The 15959-nt window shown below is 63.6% G+C and carries 10 protein-coding genes and 2 pseudogenes; 9 read left to right on the forward strand and 3 right to left on the reverse strand.

From position 1 onward, the window contains the following. The first annotated feature begins 7 nt into the window (after nucleotides 1–7). On the forward strand, nucleotides 8–205 hold the full coding sequence (locus AC5O5I_RS25655; protein WP_256676314.1) for a hypothetical protein: 198 nt from the start codon (nucleotides 8–10) through the stop codon (nucleotides 203–205). 76 nt (nucleotides 206–281) lie between these two features. On the opposite strand, the gene putP is transcribed toward AC5O5I_RS25655, so the two are convergent. Then, the gene (putP, locus tag AC5O5I_RS25660) at nucleotides 282–1760 is read right to left on the reverse strand and encodes a sodium/proline symporter PutP (RefSeq protein ID WP_172224425.1); all 1479 of its coding nucleotides are present in this window, start codon (nucleotides 1758–1760) and stop codon (nucleotides 282–284) included. A gap of 75 nt (nucleotides 1761–1835) precedes the next feature. Between putP and AC5O5I_RS25665 the strand changes: the two genes are divergently transcribed. Together AC5O5I_RS25665 and putA are read left to right on the forward strand one after the other, a co-directional pair. Beyond that, a complete protein-coding gene (locus AC5O5I_RS25665; protein WP_172224428.1) occupies nucleotides 1836–2054 on the forward strand; it encodes a hypothetical protein in 219 nt (72 codons plus the stop codon). Nucleotides 2055–2118: 64 nt separating this feature from the next. Then, nucleotides 2119–6073, forward strand: a pseudogene (putA, locus tag AC5O5I_RS25670) (trifunctional transcriptional regulator/proline dehydrogenase/L-glutamate gamma-semialdehyde dehydrogenase). A gap of 171 nt (nucleotides 6074–6244) precedes the next feature. Here putA and AC5O5I_RS25675 read toward each other — a convergent pair. Together AC5O5I_RS25675 and AC5O5I_RS25680 are read right to left on the reverse strand one after the other, a co-directional pair. After that, a pseudogene (locus AC5O5I_RS25675) lies at nucleotides 6245–6346 on the reverse strand (DUF3077 domain-containing protein); the annotation flags it as partial. Between the two features lie 155 nt (nucleotides 6347–6501). Next, a complete protein-coding gene (locus AC5O5I_RS25680) occupies nucleotides 6502–6699 on the reverse strand; it encodes a hypothetical protein (RefSeq protein WP_494511765.1) in 198 nt (65 codons plus the stop codon). A gap of 297 nt (nucleotides 6700–6996) precedes the next feature. Here AC5O5I_RS25680 and AC5O5I_RS25685 point away from each other — a divergent pair, with 297 nt between their 5' ends. The 6 genes from AC5O5I_RS25685 (at nucleotide 6997) to AC5O5I_RS25710 (ending at nucleotide 15919) form a co-directional block, all read left to right on the forward strand. Beyond that, nucleotides 6997–8799, forward strand: a complete 1803-nt coding sequence (locus AC5O5I_RS25685) for an acyl-CoA dehydrogenase (protein WP_494511766.1) — start codon at nucleotides 6997–6999, stop codon at nucleotides 8797–8799. 32 nt (nucleotides 8800–8831) lie between these two features. Further along, nucleotides 8832–10274, forward strand: coding sequence for a TldD/PmbA family protein (locus AC5O5I_RS25690; RefSeq protein WP_494511767.1), 1443 nt, complete (start codon nucleotides 8832–8834; stop codon nucleotides 10272–10274). Beyond that, nucleotides 10274–11593 (forward strand): TldD/PmbA family protein, encoded by a 1320-nt coding sequence (locus tag AC5O5I_RS25695; RefSeq protein ID WP_494511768.1) that lies wholly within the window; start codon nucleotides 10274–10276, stop codon nucleotides 11591–11593. Before AC5O5I_RS25690 ends, AC5O5I_RS25695 begins: the two co-directional genes overlap by 1 nt. Nucleotides 11594–11730: 137 nt before the next feature. After that, nucleotides 11731–13158: a multidrug transporter subunit MdtD gene (gene mdtD, locus AC5O5I_RS25700; protein ID WP_172286750.1), complete on the forward strand. Its 1428-nt coding sequence runs from the start codon at nucleotides 11731–11733 to the stop codon at nucleotides 13156–13158. A gap of 113 nt (nucleotides 13159–13271) precedes the next feature. Next, on the forward strand, nucleotides 13272–14609 hold the full coding sequence (gene dbpA, locus AC5O5I_RS25705; protein ID WP_256676351.1) for an ATP-dependent RNA helicase DbpA: 1338 nt from the start codon (nucleotides 13272–13274) through the stop codon (nucleotides 14607–14609). Between the two features lie 128 nt (nucleotides 14610–14737). Then, complete coding sequence (locus tag AC5O5I_RS25710) at nucleotides 14738–15919, forward strand: BaiN/RdsA family NAD(P)/FAD-dependent oxidoreductase (protein ID WP_172286751.1); 1182 nt, start codon at nucleotides 14738–14740, stop codon at nucleotides 15917–15919. The last annotated feature ends 40 nt before the right edge of the window (nucleotides 15920–15959 follow it).

Genomic DNA, 15959 nt, shown 5'->3' on the forward strand with positions numbered 1-15959 from the left:
ACTCGGCGTGAACAATGTGCCCTACACCGCGCAGCTGAAACTCAAGAAACAAGATGGCACTGCCGAGACAATAGTGGTACCGAGCTCGAAGTCCGACGAGTGGGAAGTGAGCCTGGACCGCCATGGCCCTGGTACCTATGAAGCCAGGATCGTCCCGCGTGAAGCCGGCGCATTCGAGCCGACCCGGTGCGAGTTCACGCTCTAAGCAACAATCGCCCCAAACGCAAGCGGCCCGAACAACTACATTGTTCGGGCCGCTTGCGTTACTCATTCACAACTCATCACTTGTCAGCGTGATATGCCGCATCAGCGGTCTCAAAACGCTGCACCATCGCCTGCGACGGGCTGCCCAGCTTGCTCACCAGGAAAATGGCGATGCTGGCGAACAGGAAGCCCGGGATGATTTCGTACAGCCCGAGAGTGTCGAAGTTCTTCCACAGGATCACGGTCAGTGCGCCAACCACGATCCCGGCCAGCGCGCCGTTACGGGTCATGCCTTTCCACAATACCGAGATCAGCACCACCGGGCCAAAGGCAGCGCCGAAGCCAGCCCAGGCATAGGCCACCAGGCCCAGTACGCGGTTTTCCGGGTTGGCGGCCATGCCAATGGCAATCAGTGCAACGGCCAATACCATCACCCGGCCTACCCATACCAGCTCGCGCTGCGAAGCACCCTTGCGCAGGAAGGCTTTGTAGAAGTCTTCGGTCAGCGCGCTAGAGCACACCAGCAGCTGACAGCTCAGGGTACTCATCACTGCCGCCAGAATAGCCGACAGCAGCACGCCAGCCACCCATGGGTTGAACAGAATCTTGGCCAGCTCGATGAACACGCGCTCGTGGTTCTCGGTCACCGGGCCCGCCAGGTCCGGGTGCGCAGAGAAGTAGGCAATGCCGAAGAAGCCGACAGCACAGGTACCGGCCAGGCACAGGATCATCCAGGTCATGGAGATGCGACGGGCCTTGGCGATCGACTTGACCGAGTCGGCAGCCATGAAGCGCGCCAGGATGTGCGGCTGACCGAAGTAGCCCAGGCCCCAGCCCATCAGCGAAATGATGCCGATGAAGGTCGCGCCCTTGAGCATGTCGAAGTTGGCCGGGTTCTGCGCCTCGATGGCCAGGAAGGTCGTGTCGACGCCGCCCGTGGAGATCAGCACGATGATCGGCGTGAGGATGAGCGCGAAGATCATCAGCGAAGCCTGAACCGTGTCAGTCCAGCTCACCGCCAGGAAACCACCGATGAAGGTGTAGGCAATGGTCGCCGCGGCACCGGCCCACAGAGCGGTCTCGTACGGCATGCCGAAGGTGCTTTCGAACAGGCGGGCACCGGCCACGATGCCGGAGGCGCAATAGATGGTGAAGAACACCAGGATGACAATGGCCGAGATGATGCGCAGCAGGCCGCTCTGGTCCTCGAACCGGCTGGAGAAGTAGTCCGGCAGGGTCAACGCATCACCGTTGTGCTCGGTCTGCACGCGCAGGCGGCCTGCCACGAACAGCCAGTTCAGGTAGGCACCGACCGTCAGGCCGATGGCAATCCAGGCTTCGGAAAGGCCCGAGAAATAGATAGCGCCCGGCAGGCCCATCAGCAGCCAGCCGCTCATGTCGGAAGCGCCAGCCGAGAGCGCAGTGACCACGCTGCCCAGGCTGCGACCGCCAAGGATGTAGTCGGAAAGGTTGTTGGTGGAGCGATAGGCGGCGAAGCCGATCAGCACCATTACCGCAATGTAGATCACGAAGGTGATCGTTAGTGGATTGCCCATGCGTGTGCCCTGGCGTTTGTTTTTATGTCATGCACAACCAACCGTTTGGATGGTTGCACCCAGGCGGCGAATCCTATGCAACAACGCAAAGACGGTGCAACCCTTTTTCAATTACAAGTTGCACCTTCTGCAACATTTTCAGATAAAGCCGCTTTTTTGCTCCTTTTGGGAGCATCAACCGCAATTTTCAGAAGAAAAAGCAACCAAAACGGCCCTTTCGGCCATATGGAAAAGAGTGTCGGACGAGTTGCACCCAATAAACGGAAAATTCCGGTTGCACCTGGTTGCACCTGAAATATCCTACAGCTACTCTTGGCAACAGCTTAGGCCACAACCGTGGCAATAATGAGGATAAGAAATGGCGACGACCACCCTTGGGGTCAAACTCGATGACCCGACCCGTGAGCGACTCAAGGCAGCTGCGCAGTCTATCGACCGCACGCCGCACTGGTTGATCAAGCAAGCGATCTTCAATTACCTGGAGAAGCTCGAGGGTGGTGCCACCCTGACCGAAATCAACGGTCATGCCAGCAGCCTGGCAGATGACGCCGGCGAAGTGCAGGCCGATCATGCTCACCAGTGCTTCCTGGAGTTTGCCGAGAGCATCCTGCCGCAGTCGGTACTGCGCTCGGCAATTACCGCCGCTTACCGCCGCCCCGAACAGGAAGTGGTGCCGATGCTGCTGGAGCAGGCGCGCCTGAGCGCTTCGCTGGCCGAAGCGACCAACAAGATGGCCGCTGGTATCGCTGAAAAGCTGCGCAACCAGAAGAGCGCTGGCGGCCGTGCCGGTATCGTCCAGGGCCTGCTGCAGGAATTCTCCCTCTCCTCCCAGGAAGGCGTGGCACTGATGTGTCTGGCCGAAGCGCTGCTGCGCATCCCCGACAAAGGTACCCGCGACGCCCTGATCCGCGACAAGATCAGCAACGGCAACTGGCAGCCACACCTGGGCAACAGCCCATCGCTGTTTGTCAACGCGGCTACCTGGGGCCTGCTGCTGACCGGCAAGCTTGTTTCCACCCATAACGAAGCAGGCCTCACCTCCTCGCTCACCCGCATCATCGGCAAGAGCGGCGAGCCGATGATCCGCAAGGGCGTCGACATGGCCATGCGTTTGATGGGCGAGCAGTTCGTCACTGGCGAAACCATCGCCGAAGCCCTGGCCAACGCCAGCCGCTTCGAGTCCAAGGGCTTCCGTTACTCCTACGACATGCTTGGCGAAGCTGCACTCACCGAGCACGATGCGCAGAAGTACCTGGCGTCCTACGAACAGGCGATCCATTCGATCGGCAAGGCTTCCCATGGCCGTGGCATCTATGAAGGCCCGGGCATCTCGATCAAGCTGTCCGCGCTGCACCCGCGCTACAGCCGCGCCCAGTACGAGCGCGTGATGGAAGAGCTGTACCCGCGCCTGCTGTCGCTGACCCTGCTGGCCAAGCAATACGACATCGGTCTGAACATCGACGCCGAAGAAGCCGACCGCCTTGAGCTTTCCCTCGACCTGCTCGAGCGCCTGTGCTTCGAGCCGTCCCTGGCGGGCTGGAACGGTATCGGCTTCGTCATCCAGGCCTATCAGAAACGCTGCCCGTACGTGATCGACTACGTCATCGACCTGGCCAAGCGCAGCCGCCATCGCCTGATGATCCGCCTGGTGAAAGGCGCCTACTGGGACAGCGAGATCAAGCGCGCCCAGGTCGAAGGCCTGGAAGGCTACCCGGTCTACACCCGTAAGGTTTACACCGACGTGTCCTACGTGGCCTGCGCCCGCAAGCTGCTGGCCGTGCCGGAAGCCATCTACCCCCAGTTCGCTACCCACAACGCCCACACCCTGTCGGCCATCTACCACATCGCCGGCCAGAACTATTACCCCGGCCAGTACGAGTTCCAGTGCCTGCACGGCATGGGCGAGCCGCTGTACGAGCAGGTGGTCGGCAAGATCTCCGAAGGCAAGCTGAACCGTCCTTGCCGCGTTTATGCGCCGGTCGGCACCCACGAAACGCTGCTGGCCTACCTGGTGCGTCGCCTGCTGGAAAACGGCGCCAACACCTCGTTCGTCAACCGCATCGCCGACCACTCGATTTCCATTCAGGAGCTGGTTGCCGACCCGGTCGCCAGCATCGAGCGCATGGGCACCCAGGAAGGCAGCCTCGGCCTGCCACACCCGCGCATCCCGATGCCGCGTGAGCTGTATGGCAGCGAGCGGGCCAACTCGGCCGGTATCGACATGGCCAACGAACACCGCCTGGCGTCGCTGTCCTGCGCCATGCTGGCCACCGCGCACAACGACTGGAAAGCTGCCCCGCTGCTGGCCTGCAGCGCCAGCGAGTCCGCTGCTGCACCTGTGCTGAACCCGGCGGACCACCGCGACGTGGTCGGCCATGTCCAGGAAGCCACCGTAGGCGACGTCGACAACGCCATCCAGTGCGCGATCAACGCCGCGCCGATCTGGCAGGCCACGCCGCCGGCTGAACGCGCCGCCATCCTGGAACGCACCGCCGACCTGATGGAAGCCGAGATCCAGCCGCTGATGGGCCTGCTGGTGCGTGAAGCCGGCAAGACCTTCGCCAACGCCATCGCCGAAGTGCGCGAGGCGGTGGACTTCCTGCGCTACTACGCAGTGCAGGCCCGCAACGACTTCAGCAACGACGCCCACCGCCCGCTGGGCCCGGTGGTGTGCATCAGCCCGTGGAACTTCCCGCTGGCCATCTTCACCGGCCAGGTGGCTGCGGCACTGGCCGCGGGCAACCCGGTACTGGCCAAGCCGGCCGAGCAAACCCCGCTGATCGCCGCACAGGCCGTGCGCCTGCTGCTGGAAGCCGGCATTCCTGAAGGCGTGCTGCAACTGCTGCCAGGCCGCGGCGAAACCGTCGGTGCCGGCCTGGTCGGTGACGAGCGCGTCAAGGGCGTTATGTTCACCGGCTCCACCGAAGTTGCCCGCCTGCTGCAGCGTAACGTTGCCGGCCGCCTGGACAACCAGGGCCGCCCGATCCCGCTGATCGCCGAAACCGGCGGCCAGAACGCCATGATCGTCGACTCCTCGGCACTGACCGAGCAGGTGGTGATCGACGTGGTGTCTTCGGCCTTTGACAGCGCCGGCCAGCGTTGCTCGGCCCTGCGCGTGCTGTGCCTGCAGGAAGACTCCGCCGACCGCGTGATCGAAATGCTCAAAGGTGCCATGGCCGAGAGCCGCCTGGGCAACCCGGACCGCCTGGCCGTGGACATCGGTCCGGTGATCGACGCCGAAGCCAAGGCCGGCATCGAGAAGCACATCCAGGGTATGCGCGAAAAAGGCCGTTCGGTTTATCAGGTCGCCATTGCCGATGCTGCCGAGGTCAAACGCGGCACCTTCGTCATGCCGACGTTGATCGAACTGGACAGCTTCGACGAACTGAAACGCGAAATCTTCGGCCCGGTGCTGCACGTGGTGCGCTACAACCGTCGCAACCTGGACCAGCTGATCGAGCAGATCAACAATTCCGGCTATGGCCTGACCCTGGGCGTGCACACCCGTATCGACGAGACCATTGCCAAGGTGGTGGAAACCGCCAACGCCGGCAACATGTACGTCAACCGCAACATCGTAGGTGCAGTGGTGGGCGTGCAGCCGTTCGGTGGTGAAGGCTTGTCCGGCACCGGCCCGAAAGCCGGCGGCCCGCTGTACCTCTACCGCCTGTTGTCGACCCGCCCGGTCGACGCAATAGCTCGCCACTTCGCACTGCAGGATGGCGAAGGCAAGCCAGAACCGCGCCCTGCACGAGCAACTGATCAAGCCTCTGCACGGCCTGAAGGCCTGGGCCGAAGGCAACCAGCTGGCCGACCTGGCCACACTGTGCAGCCAGTTCGCCGGGCAATCGCAAAGCGGCATCGCCCGCCTGTTGCCAGGCCCGACCGGCGAGCGCAACAGCTACACCATTCTGCCCCGCGAGCATGTGCTGTGCCTGGCAGACAACGAAGCCGACCTGCTGGCGCAGTTCGCTGCAGTGCTGGCGGTTGGCAGCTCAGCGGTATGGGCTGACGGCGAACCGGGCAAAGCCCTGCGCGCCCGCCTGCCGAAGGAGCTGCAGGCCAAGGTCAAGCTGGTAGCGGACTGGAGCAAGGATGAGGTAGCGTTCGACGCCGTGATCCACCATGGCGACTCGGACCAGCTGCGCAGCGTGTGCCAGCAGGTAGCCAAGCGTGCCGGGGCGATCGTCGGTGTGCACGGGCTGTCCAGCGGCGACCATCAGATTGCGCTTGAGCGACTGGTGATCGAGCGGGCGGTGAGTGTGAACACTGCGGCTGCTGGGGGTAATGCCAGCTTGATGACCATTGGCTGAGGCTGGGGGTTGTTGAAAGGAAAGGGAGAGCTTCGGCTCTCCCTTTTTTATGGAGTGCATGACTTGAAATTGGGGGTGGGCAGACAGGTGCCCGCCCCTTCACGCAACCGGGAGGCATGCCCTCACTGCTTCATGCCCAACTCGGCATCATCCATCAGTGCCTTGGCCATTGCACGGGATACCGGGCTCAATGCGAAACAGTGGATGTGTGCAGTTTTCGCCTTGGCAGAAAGTCGTCTTGCCGACGGTGAACTGGGTATCTTCTGTTGTCATTGTTCAATCCCCTGATAATTTTCGACAGCCTGGGCGGCCCCTTTCGCGGGTGAACCCGCTCCCACAGGTTCATTACAAGCCCCAAGGTTTGCACAGTACCTGTGGGAGCGGATTTACCCGCGAAGAGGCCAGCCCAGGCAACACGTTACGCAACCTCAATGCACAGGCTTGGGCTCAGCGGCCATCTGCACCTGAATCAACGTCGACTCACGCAAAGCCCGCAGCGCCTCCAGTTCATGCATCGAGGTCATCATCAGGATCGAAGCCGGCGACCTGGGCTGCAGCTGCATGGCGTGGCGCACAACGGTTGCGGCACACGGCGCGTGATCCGTGGCCTGGAACAGGGTGCACAACCGCCACTCTCTTGTTTGACAGCAGGTGTGTGGTGGCCCTTATGACGGAAAACCTAACCGAACCAGGTCAGAATGCGGGGGACTGGAAGGTGTCCGCCTCACTCTTTCCAGCACCTGTGAGCGGCCTTGTCACGCGAAGCGCCACGCGGGCGGCGCCCGATCTCACAAGCGCAAAAAGGATCAAAGCGGGCAGCTGTATGCCCCACCCGTTCTCACCCCATATCACCCAAACCTATTAACCTCCCCCCACCTCAGCCGATTCCCTACACTCGCAGCATCCCGCTCAGGACCGCCCCCATGCCCGAGACCCTGCTCTGCCACCGCAACCTGGCCTTCGAGCTCTACGAAGTCCTCGACGCCCAAGCCCTGACCCAACGCCCGCGCTTCGCCGAGCACAGCCGCGAAACCTTCGACGCGGCCCTGACCACCGCACGCACCATCGCCGAAAAGTTCTTCGCTCCGCACAACCGAAAGGCCGACGAAAACGAGCCGCGCTATGTAGACGGCCGCGCCGAGCTGATCGCGGAGGTGAAGCCGGCAGTCGACGCCTTCCTCGAAGCCGGCTTCCTCAACGCCAACCGCGACTTCGAGGTCGGTGGCATGCAGCTGCCCAGCCTGGTTTCGCAGGCCTGCTTCGCCCACTTCCAGGCCGCCAACGCTGGCACCACGGCCTACCCGTTCCTGACCATGGGCGCGGCGAACCTGATCGAGAGTTTCGGCACGGATGAACAGAAACGGCTGTTCCTGCAGCCGATGATCGAAGGCCGCTACTTCGGCACCATGGCGCTGACCGAGCCCCACGCAGGATCCTCGCTTGCCGATATCCGCACCCGTGCGGAACCGGCGGGCGACGGCAGCTACCGGCTCAGGGGCAACAAGATCTTCATCTCCGGCGGTGACCACGAACTGTCGGAAAATATCGTGCACATGGTCCTGGCCAAACTGCCGGACGCACCGCCAGGGGTGAAGGGCATCTCGCTGTTCATTGTCCCCAAGTACACGGTGAATCCGGACGGCAGCCTTGGCCCGCGCAACGATGTGCTGCTGGCCGGGCTGTTCCACAAGATGGGCTGGCGCGGCACCACCTCCACCGCCCTGAACTTCGGTGAGAATGGCCAGTGTGTCGGCTACCTGGTCGGTCAGCCACACCACGGGCTGACCTGCATGTTCCAGATGATGAACGAGGCGCGCATCGGCGTCGGCATGGGCGCAGTGATGCTCGGCTATGCAGGCTACCTGTATTCGCTGGAATACGCCCGCCAACGCCCGCAGGGCCGGCTGCCGGACAACAAGGACCCGCACAGCCCGGCAGTGCCGATCATCGAGCACACCGATGTGAAACGCATGCTGCTGGCCCAGAAAGCCTACATCGAAGGCGCCTTCGACCTTGGCCTGTACGCCGCACGCCTGTTCGACGACACCCATACCGCCTGCGATGAAAGTGATCGCAAACAGGCGCAGGAACTGCTCGACCTACTGACCCCGATCGTCAAGTCCTGGCCCTCGGCGTTCTGCCTCAAGGCCAATGAACTGGCTATCCAGATTCTCGGCGGCCACGGCTATACCCGCGAATACCCGGTTGAGCAGTACTACCGCGATAACCGCCTGAACCCGATTCACGAGGGCACCGAGGGCATCCAGTCGCTCGACTTGCTTGGGCGCAAACTGGCACAAAACAAGGGTGCCGGGCTCAAGCAACTTTTTCGGCTGATGGCAGCAACTGGCGAGCGCGCCAGCCACCATCCAAACCTTGCCCCCCTGCGCCAGCCGCTGGAGCAGTTGGTCAACCGCCTGCAAAGCGTAACCCTGGTACTGCTCGGCGACCTGGCCAAAGGTAAAGTCGCTGAAACACTGGCCAATTCAGCCCTTTACCTCAAAGCCTTCGGCCACTGCGTGATCGGCTGGCGCTGGCTGGAGCAGGCGATTCACGCAGAGCTCGGCATGCGCAAAGGCAACCCCGCCGACCACGACTTCTACCTCGGCAAGCTGCAGGCCGCGCGTTATTTTCTGACCTGGGAATTACCAGGCTGCCATAATGAGCTGGCATTGCTCGAGGCGCGCGATGATACCTGCCTCGCCATGCAAGACGCGTGGTTCTAGGGGGGAGCCACCGTGTACACGGAGGCTTCCGCATGTTCGATTCCAGCGCCCTGCTGCGCCAGCGCTTTGCCGCGCTGCGCAGTACGGCCGAGTTGTTTTCCCTGCGCCATGTGACCCAGTCGCACCAGGCGCTTTCGGTTCGCCGCAATGTTGCCGAACCGCCGTTCTTCAGCCAGGACGAAGGCGCCATGCTCATCGCACGGGTGAATGGGGTGGAAGCTTATGCGGCCACCGCCGACCTGTCCCAGGCAGGCCTGCAGCGAGCACTGGAACGTGCCGAGGCACTGGCCCGGCAGATTGCCCGGCATAGCCTGCTCGATCTGCGCGATCAGCCAGTGACCGATGCACGCCACGACCACATTTCGCCCAACTTCGACCAACCTGTACCCACCCTGGGCGAGTGCCTTGGCCTGCTCGCCGCCGAATCGGCCAACGTGCCCAAGGACAGCCGCCTGGTAGACTGGCAGGCCAGCCTGGGCCTGAGCCTGGTCGAGCAGACCTATCTCAATTCGGCCGGCGCCGAACTGCGCCACGCCCAACGCTTCCTGTTCCCCGGCCTGGGCGTCACCGCCAGCGATGGCCAGGACAGCCAGAGCCGTAGCCTGGGCCGCGACAACTTCGGCCAGCAGGGTGGCTTCGAGATCATCGAGCGCTGCGGCCTGGTGGGCGCAGCCAGCCGGGTGGCTGACGAAGCGCTGCAGCTGCTGCTGGCCCCGAACACACCCAGCGGCCCGCGCGACCTGTTGCTGATGCCGGACCAGATGATGCTGCAAATCCACGAGTCCATTGGCCACCCGCTGGAGATGGACCGTATTCTCGGCGACGAGCGCAACTACGCCGGTACCAGCTTCGTCAAAGCCAGTGACTTCGGCCACCTGCAATACGGCTCCCCGCTGCTGAACGTGACCTTCGACCCGACCATCGGCGAAGAACTGGCCAGCTACAGTTTCGATGACGACGGCACCCCGGCCAGCAAGCAGTTCCTGATTCGCCACGGCCTGTTGCTGCGCCCGCTGGGCGGCGCGCTGTCGCAGTTCCGTTCTAGCCTGGACGGCGTGGCCAACAGCCGCGCCTGTGGCTGGAACCGTGCGCCGATCGATCGCATGGCCAACCTCAACATCGAACCCGGCGACCAGACCCTGCGGCAACTGATCCAGGGCATCGAACACGGCATACTGATGCGTACCAACCGCTCCTGGTCCATCGACGATGCGCGCAACAAGTTCCAGTTCGGCTGTGAATGGGGCCAGTTGATTGAAAACGGCGAGCTCAAGGGCATCGTCAAGAACCCCAACTATCGCGGCATCTCCGCGCAGTTCTGGCGCAACCTGTCGGCAGTCGGCGACCGCAGCACCTTCCAGGTACTGGGCACGCCCAACTGCGGTAAGGGTGAACCCAACCAGGTGGTGCGGGTCGGCCACGCGTCGCCAGCCTGCGTGTTCCGCCAGATCGACGTATTCGGAGGGGACGCCTGATGAAACAAGCATTCGAAGCCCTGGCCCTCGATGTGCGCACCGAGCTGCAAGCGGGCGAACAATTCACCCTCGGCTACAGCGCCGAGCAATCGCAATTCGTGCGTTTCAACCACGCCAAGGTGCGTCAGGCCGGTGAAGTGAGCCAGGCCAGTGCGCAACTGCGGCTGATCAGTGATGGCCGCCAGGCTGAACAACAGGTGACCTTGAGTGGGGACGCGCAACTGGATTCCCAGCGCCTGGTCGCTGCCCTGGAGCAACTGCGCCAGACGTTGCCGCTGCTGGCGGTCGACCCCTACCTGCGCCTGGACGACAGCGCCTGGCACAGCCACAGCCAGCAGGAGCAACCGCTGCCCGAGCTGAGCGATGTACTGGCCCTGCTCGACCGCGAAGCCGGGGACCTGGACCTGGTCGGCATCTATGCCGCCGGGCCCATCTGCCGTGGCTTTGCCAGTTCGTTTGGCGCCTTCGGCTGGCATCAGGCCAACAGCTTCAACGTGGACTGGAGCCTGTTCCATGAAAATGGCCAGGCGGTGAAAGCCAACTATGCCGGTCAAGAATGGAACTCCGACAACTTCACCGCACGGCTGCGCCAGGCGCGGGAGCAACTGGGTTTCCTCGGCCTTCCGGCAGTCACCCTGAAGCCCGGCAGCTACCGCGCCTATCTGGCACCGTCAGCCATGGACGAGATCGCCGGCATGCTGTGCTGGGGCGGCTTCTCGGCGCAGGCGCTGGCCACCGGCAACAGCGCTCTGCAGCGCCTGTACAACGGCGATGCACGACTGAGCCCGCTGGTAAGCTTCACCGAGCAGGTCAGCGGCTCGTTGAGCCCGGCGTTTTCCGATGAAGGCTCGCCACGCCTGGATGTGCCATTGATTCAGCAGGGCCAGGCTGTGCAGCGGTTGACCAGTGCGCGCAGTGCCGCCGAGTTCGAGCTGCTGGCCAATGGCGCCGACAGCTACGAGTCGCCCTGCGCGCTCAGCCTGGCGCCGGGGAGCTTGCCCAGCGAGCAGATCCTCGAGCGGCTTGGCAGCGGGCTGTACATCAGCAACCTGTGGTACCTGAACTACTCCGACTTGCCGGCAGCCCGCATGACCGGGCTGACCCGTTTTGCCACTTTCTGGGTAGAGGATGGCCAGATCCAGGGGCCCGTCAGCACCATGCGTTTCGATGACAGCCTGTACAGTTTGCTCGGCAGCCAGCTGGAAGACCTGACCCGGGAGCGCGAGATGATTCTGTCGACCAGCACCTACGGACAGCGCAGTACCGGGTCGAGTCATTTGCCGGGGGCACTGGTCAAAGGCCTGACCCTGACATTGTAATAGGCCATTCCGGCCTCATCGCCGGCAAGCCAGCTCCCACAGGGACCGCACCCAGTCCGGGGCCTGTGGTGATCCTGTGGGAGCTGGCTTGCCGGCGATGAGGCCAGTACAGGCAATGCCGAACATTGAGGTTCCTCATGCCCGAACGCACTCCGCTGGACCCTGTCACCGCCCGCTGGATCCCCTGGGTGGTGGCGATCGCCTTCTTCATGCAGTCCCTGGACGGCACCATTCTCAACACCGCGCTGCCGGCCATGGCCCGCTCGCTGGCCGAAGACCCGCTGCGCATGCAGGGCGTGATCATCGCCTACATGCTCACCGTGGCCCTGCTGATCCCCGCCTCGGGCTGGATCGCCGACCGCTTCGGCACCAAGCGCATCTTCTTCAGCGCCATCCTGCTGTTCAGCTTCGGCTCGCTGTTGTGCGCTGCAGCCAACAGCCTGGGTTTTCTGATCTTCGCCCGGGTGGTGCAGGGCCTGGGCGGTGCACTGATGTTGCCGGTGGGGCGTTTGGTGGTGCTGCGCGCCTACCCGCGTAGCGAGCTGGTGCGGATCATGAGTTTCATCACCATTCCCGGCTTGCTCGGGCCATTGCTGGGGCCAACGGTTGGCGGCTGGCTGGTGGAAATCCTCACCTGGCACTGGATCTTTTTGCTGAACCTGCCGGTTGGTCTGATCGGTTGCTACGCGGTCTGGAAGTTCATCCCCGACCTGCGCGGCGCCGAACGCACCAGCTTCGACGGCCCTGGCTTTGTGCTTTTCGGCGCGGCGATGGTGCTGATCACCATCGCCATGGAAGGCCTGGGCGAGCTGCACCTGCCGCACTTGCGCGTGATGTTGCTGCTGTTTGCCGGCATGGCCTGCCTGGCCGCCTACTGGCTGCGCGCCGGGCGCGACCCGGAGCCGCTGTTCTCGCCCAGCCTGTTCCGAGTGCGCACCTTCGCCATCGGCATCCTCGGCAACCTGTTCGCGCGCCTGGGCAGCGGCGCACTGCCGTTCCTGGTGCCGCTACTGCTGCAGGTGGCGCTGGGCTATTCACCGGCCCAGGCCGGCATGAGCATGATCCCGCTGGCGGCGGCTGCCATGCTCGCAAAATCCATCGCCAGGCCGCTGATCGAACGCTTTGGCTACCGCATCATCCTCACCGGCAACACCCTGCTGCTGGGCCTGCTGCTGGCCAGCCTGGGCCTGGTCGACGAACAGACACCCTATGCTGTGCTACTGATCCAGCTGGGCCTGCTCGGCGCCGTCAACTCCATGCAGTTCACGGCAATGAATACGGTGACCCTGATCGACCTTGACGACGCCAGCGCCAGCAGCGGCAACAGCCTGCTGTCGGTGGTCGCACAGCTGTCGCTCAGCCTCGGTGTGGCCTGCGCCGGTGCGTTGCTCGGCGGGTTTACTGCAGCCGGCAGCGCCGATGGCGTGGAAACCACGCTGGGGGCGTTCCAGCTGACCTTCGTCACCATCGGCGTGATGGCAATGCTGGCAGCGGCGATCTTCATGCAACTGGCGCCGACGGACGGAAGGCGTGCCCGTCGTCCGGAACAACACATGGAGTCGTAGGGCGAATGGCCATGAGGCTGGTAGACTGTGCGGCATTTTTTCGCTTCGCAACGCAGGCCTGCCTCGTGACCACCGAATCCACCGCTTTTGCCACTCTGCCGCTGTCCGCCGCCATGCTGGCCAACCTGGACGCCCTTGGCTATGCCTCGATGACGCCGATCCAGGCCCAGAGCCTGCCGGTCATCCTCAAGGGCCAGGACCTGATCGCCCAGGCCAAGACCGGCAGCGGCAAGACCGCCGCCTTCGGCATCGGCCTGCTCAACCCGATCAACCCGCGCTACTTCGGCTGCCAGGCCTTGGTGCTGTGCCCTACCCGCGAACTCGCCGACCAGGTGGCCAAGGAGCTGCGCCGCCTGGCGCGGGCCGAGGACAACATCAAGATCCTGACCCTGTGCGGCGGCGTTTCACTGGGCCCGCAGATTGCCTCGCTGGAGCACGGTGCGCACATCATCGTCGGCACCCCGGGGCGCATCCAGCAGCACCTGGACAAAGGCACCCTGGTGCTGGATGGCCTGAACACCCTGGTGCTGGACGAAGCCGACCGCATGCTCGACATGGGCTTTTTCGACGCCATCGCCAGCATCATCGGCAAGACCCCATCGCGCCGCCAGACCCTGCTGTTCTCGGCCACCTACCCAACCGGCATCAAGCAGCTGGCCGCCGACTTCATGCGCAACCCGCAGCAAGTGAAGGTCGAGAGCCTGCACGCCGACAACCAGATCGAGCAGAGCTTCATCGAGATCGACCCGCAGCAGCGCCTGGAGGCCGTCACCCGCGTGCTCGGCCACTACCGCCCGCAGTCGTGCGTAGCGTTCTGCTTCACCAAGCAGCAGTGCGAAGACGTGGTTGCCCACCTCACCGCCAAGGGCATCGTCGCCCAGGCCCTGCACGGCGACCTGGAACAGCGTGACCGCGACCAGGTACTGACCATGTTCGCCAACCGCAGCAGCTCGGTGCTGGTAGCCACCGACGTAGCCGCGCGCGGCCTGGATATCGATGGCCTGGACATGGTCCTCAACGTGGAGCTGGCGCGTGATGCCGAAATACATGTGCACCGCGTGGGCCGGACCGGTCGTGCCGGCGAGAAAGGGATTGCGGTCAGCCTGGTGGCCCCGGCCGAAGGCCACCGTGCCCAGGCCATCGAACAGCTGCAGAAGAGCCCGTTGCGCTGGGACCAACTGGACAGCCTGAAAAACAAAGGCGGCGAGCCGCTGCTGCCGGTGATGACCACGCTGTGCATCGCAGCCGGGCGCAAGGACAAGCTACGCCCGGGTGACATCCTCGGTGCGCTGACCGGTGATGCCGGTATCCCGGGCAAGCAGGTGGGCAAGATCGCCATCTTCGACTTCCAGGCGTTCGTGGCCGTGGAACGTGCGCTGGCCAAGCAGGCCATGCAGCGGCTGAACAGCGGCAAGATCAAGGGCCGCGCCCTGAAAGTCCGCATTCTTTAATCCCAGACAGTGACCCTGTGGGAGCGGGTTCACCCGCGAAAGCCATGGTGCATGCGCCATCGTATTCGCGGGTAAACCCGCTCCCACAGGGTCGGCATTCCACATTCGAATCCAGACAGGTTCATACCGTGCACTCCACCGACGTGATCATCCTCGGCGCTGGCGCCGCCGGCCTGATGTGCGCCCAGCTCAGCGCCCGCCGTGGCCGCCGGGTACTGCTGCTCGACCACGCCAACAAACCGGGCAAGAAAATCCTCATGTCCGGCGGCGGCCGCTGCAACTTCACCAACATGTACACCGAGCCGGCCAACTTCCTTTCGCACAATGCACACTTCTGCAAATCGGCCCTGGCCCGCTACACCCAGTGGGACTTCATCGAGCTGGTGTGCAAGCATGGCGTGGCGTACCACGAGAAGAAACTCGGCCAGCTGTTCTGCGACAACAAGGCCAGTGACATCCTCGACATGCTGCTGGCCGAATGCGACGAGGCCGGTGCCGAGATCCGCATGCAAATCAGCATCGAGCAGATCGAGAAAACCGCAAACGGCTATCTGCTGCAGACCAGCGGCGGCCAGTTCGCCTGCCAGTCGCTGGTGATCGCCACCGGTGGCCTGTCGATCCCGACACTAGGCGCCACCGGCTTCGGCTACCAGGTCGCGCGCCAGTTCGGCCACACACTGCTGCCAACCCGCGCCGGCCTGGTGCCCTTCACTATCACCGAGCCCCAACTCAAGGCATTGTGCACCGAGCTGTCCGGCACCTCGCTGGATTGCACCGCCAGCTGCAATGGCAGCAGCTTCCGCGAGAACCTGCTGTTTACCCACCGCGGTCTGAGCGGCCCGGCCATCCTGCAGATTTCGTCGTTCTGGGAAGCCGGTGACACGGTCGAGATCAACCTGCTGCCGGACCGTGACGCACTGACCTGGCTGCAACAGATGCAAACCGAACGCGCCAACGCCGAACTGAAGACCGTGCTGGGCGAGGTCTTTACCCGCAAACTGGCCAACCTGCTGGCCGAGCAGTGGTTCGAGTCCAGGCCCATGAAGCAGTACACCCCGGCAGAGCTGGCCCAGATCGCCGAAAAGCTGGCGAACTGGCAGGTGGTGCCGGCCGGCACCGAAGGCTACCGCACCGCCGAGGTGACGCTGGGAGGGGTCGACACCCGCGAAGTGTCGTCCAAGACCATGGAATCACTGAAGAGCCCCGGGCTGTACTTCATCGGTGAAGTGCTGGACGTGACCGGCCACCTGGGCGGTTTCAACTTCCAGTGGGCGTGGGCATCGGCCAACGCCGCAGCGCAGTTCGTGTAGAGTAGAATCCATTCAGCAGCACGGAACGCTTCTTGCTGGC

It is taken from the genome of Pseudomonas sp. 9_2_1, assembly GCF_059295275.1.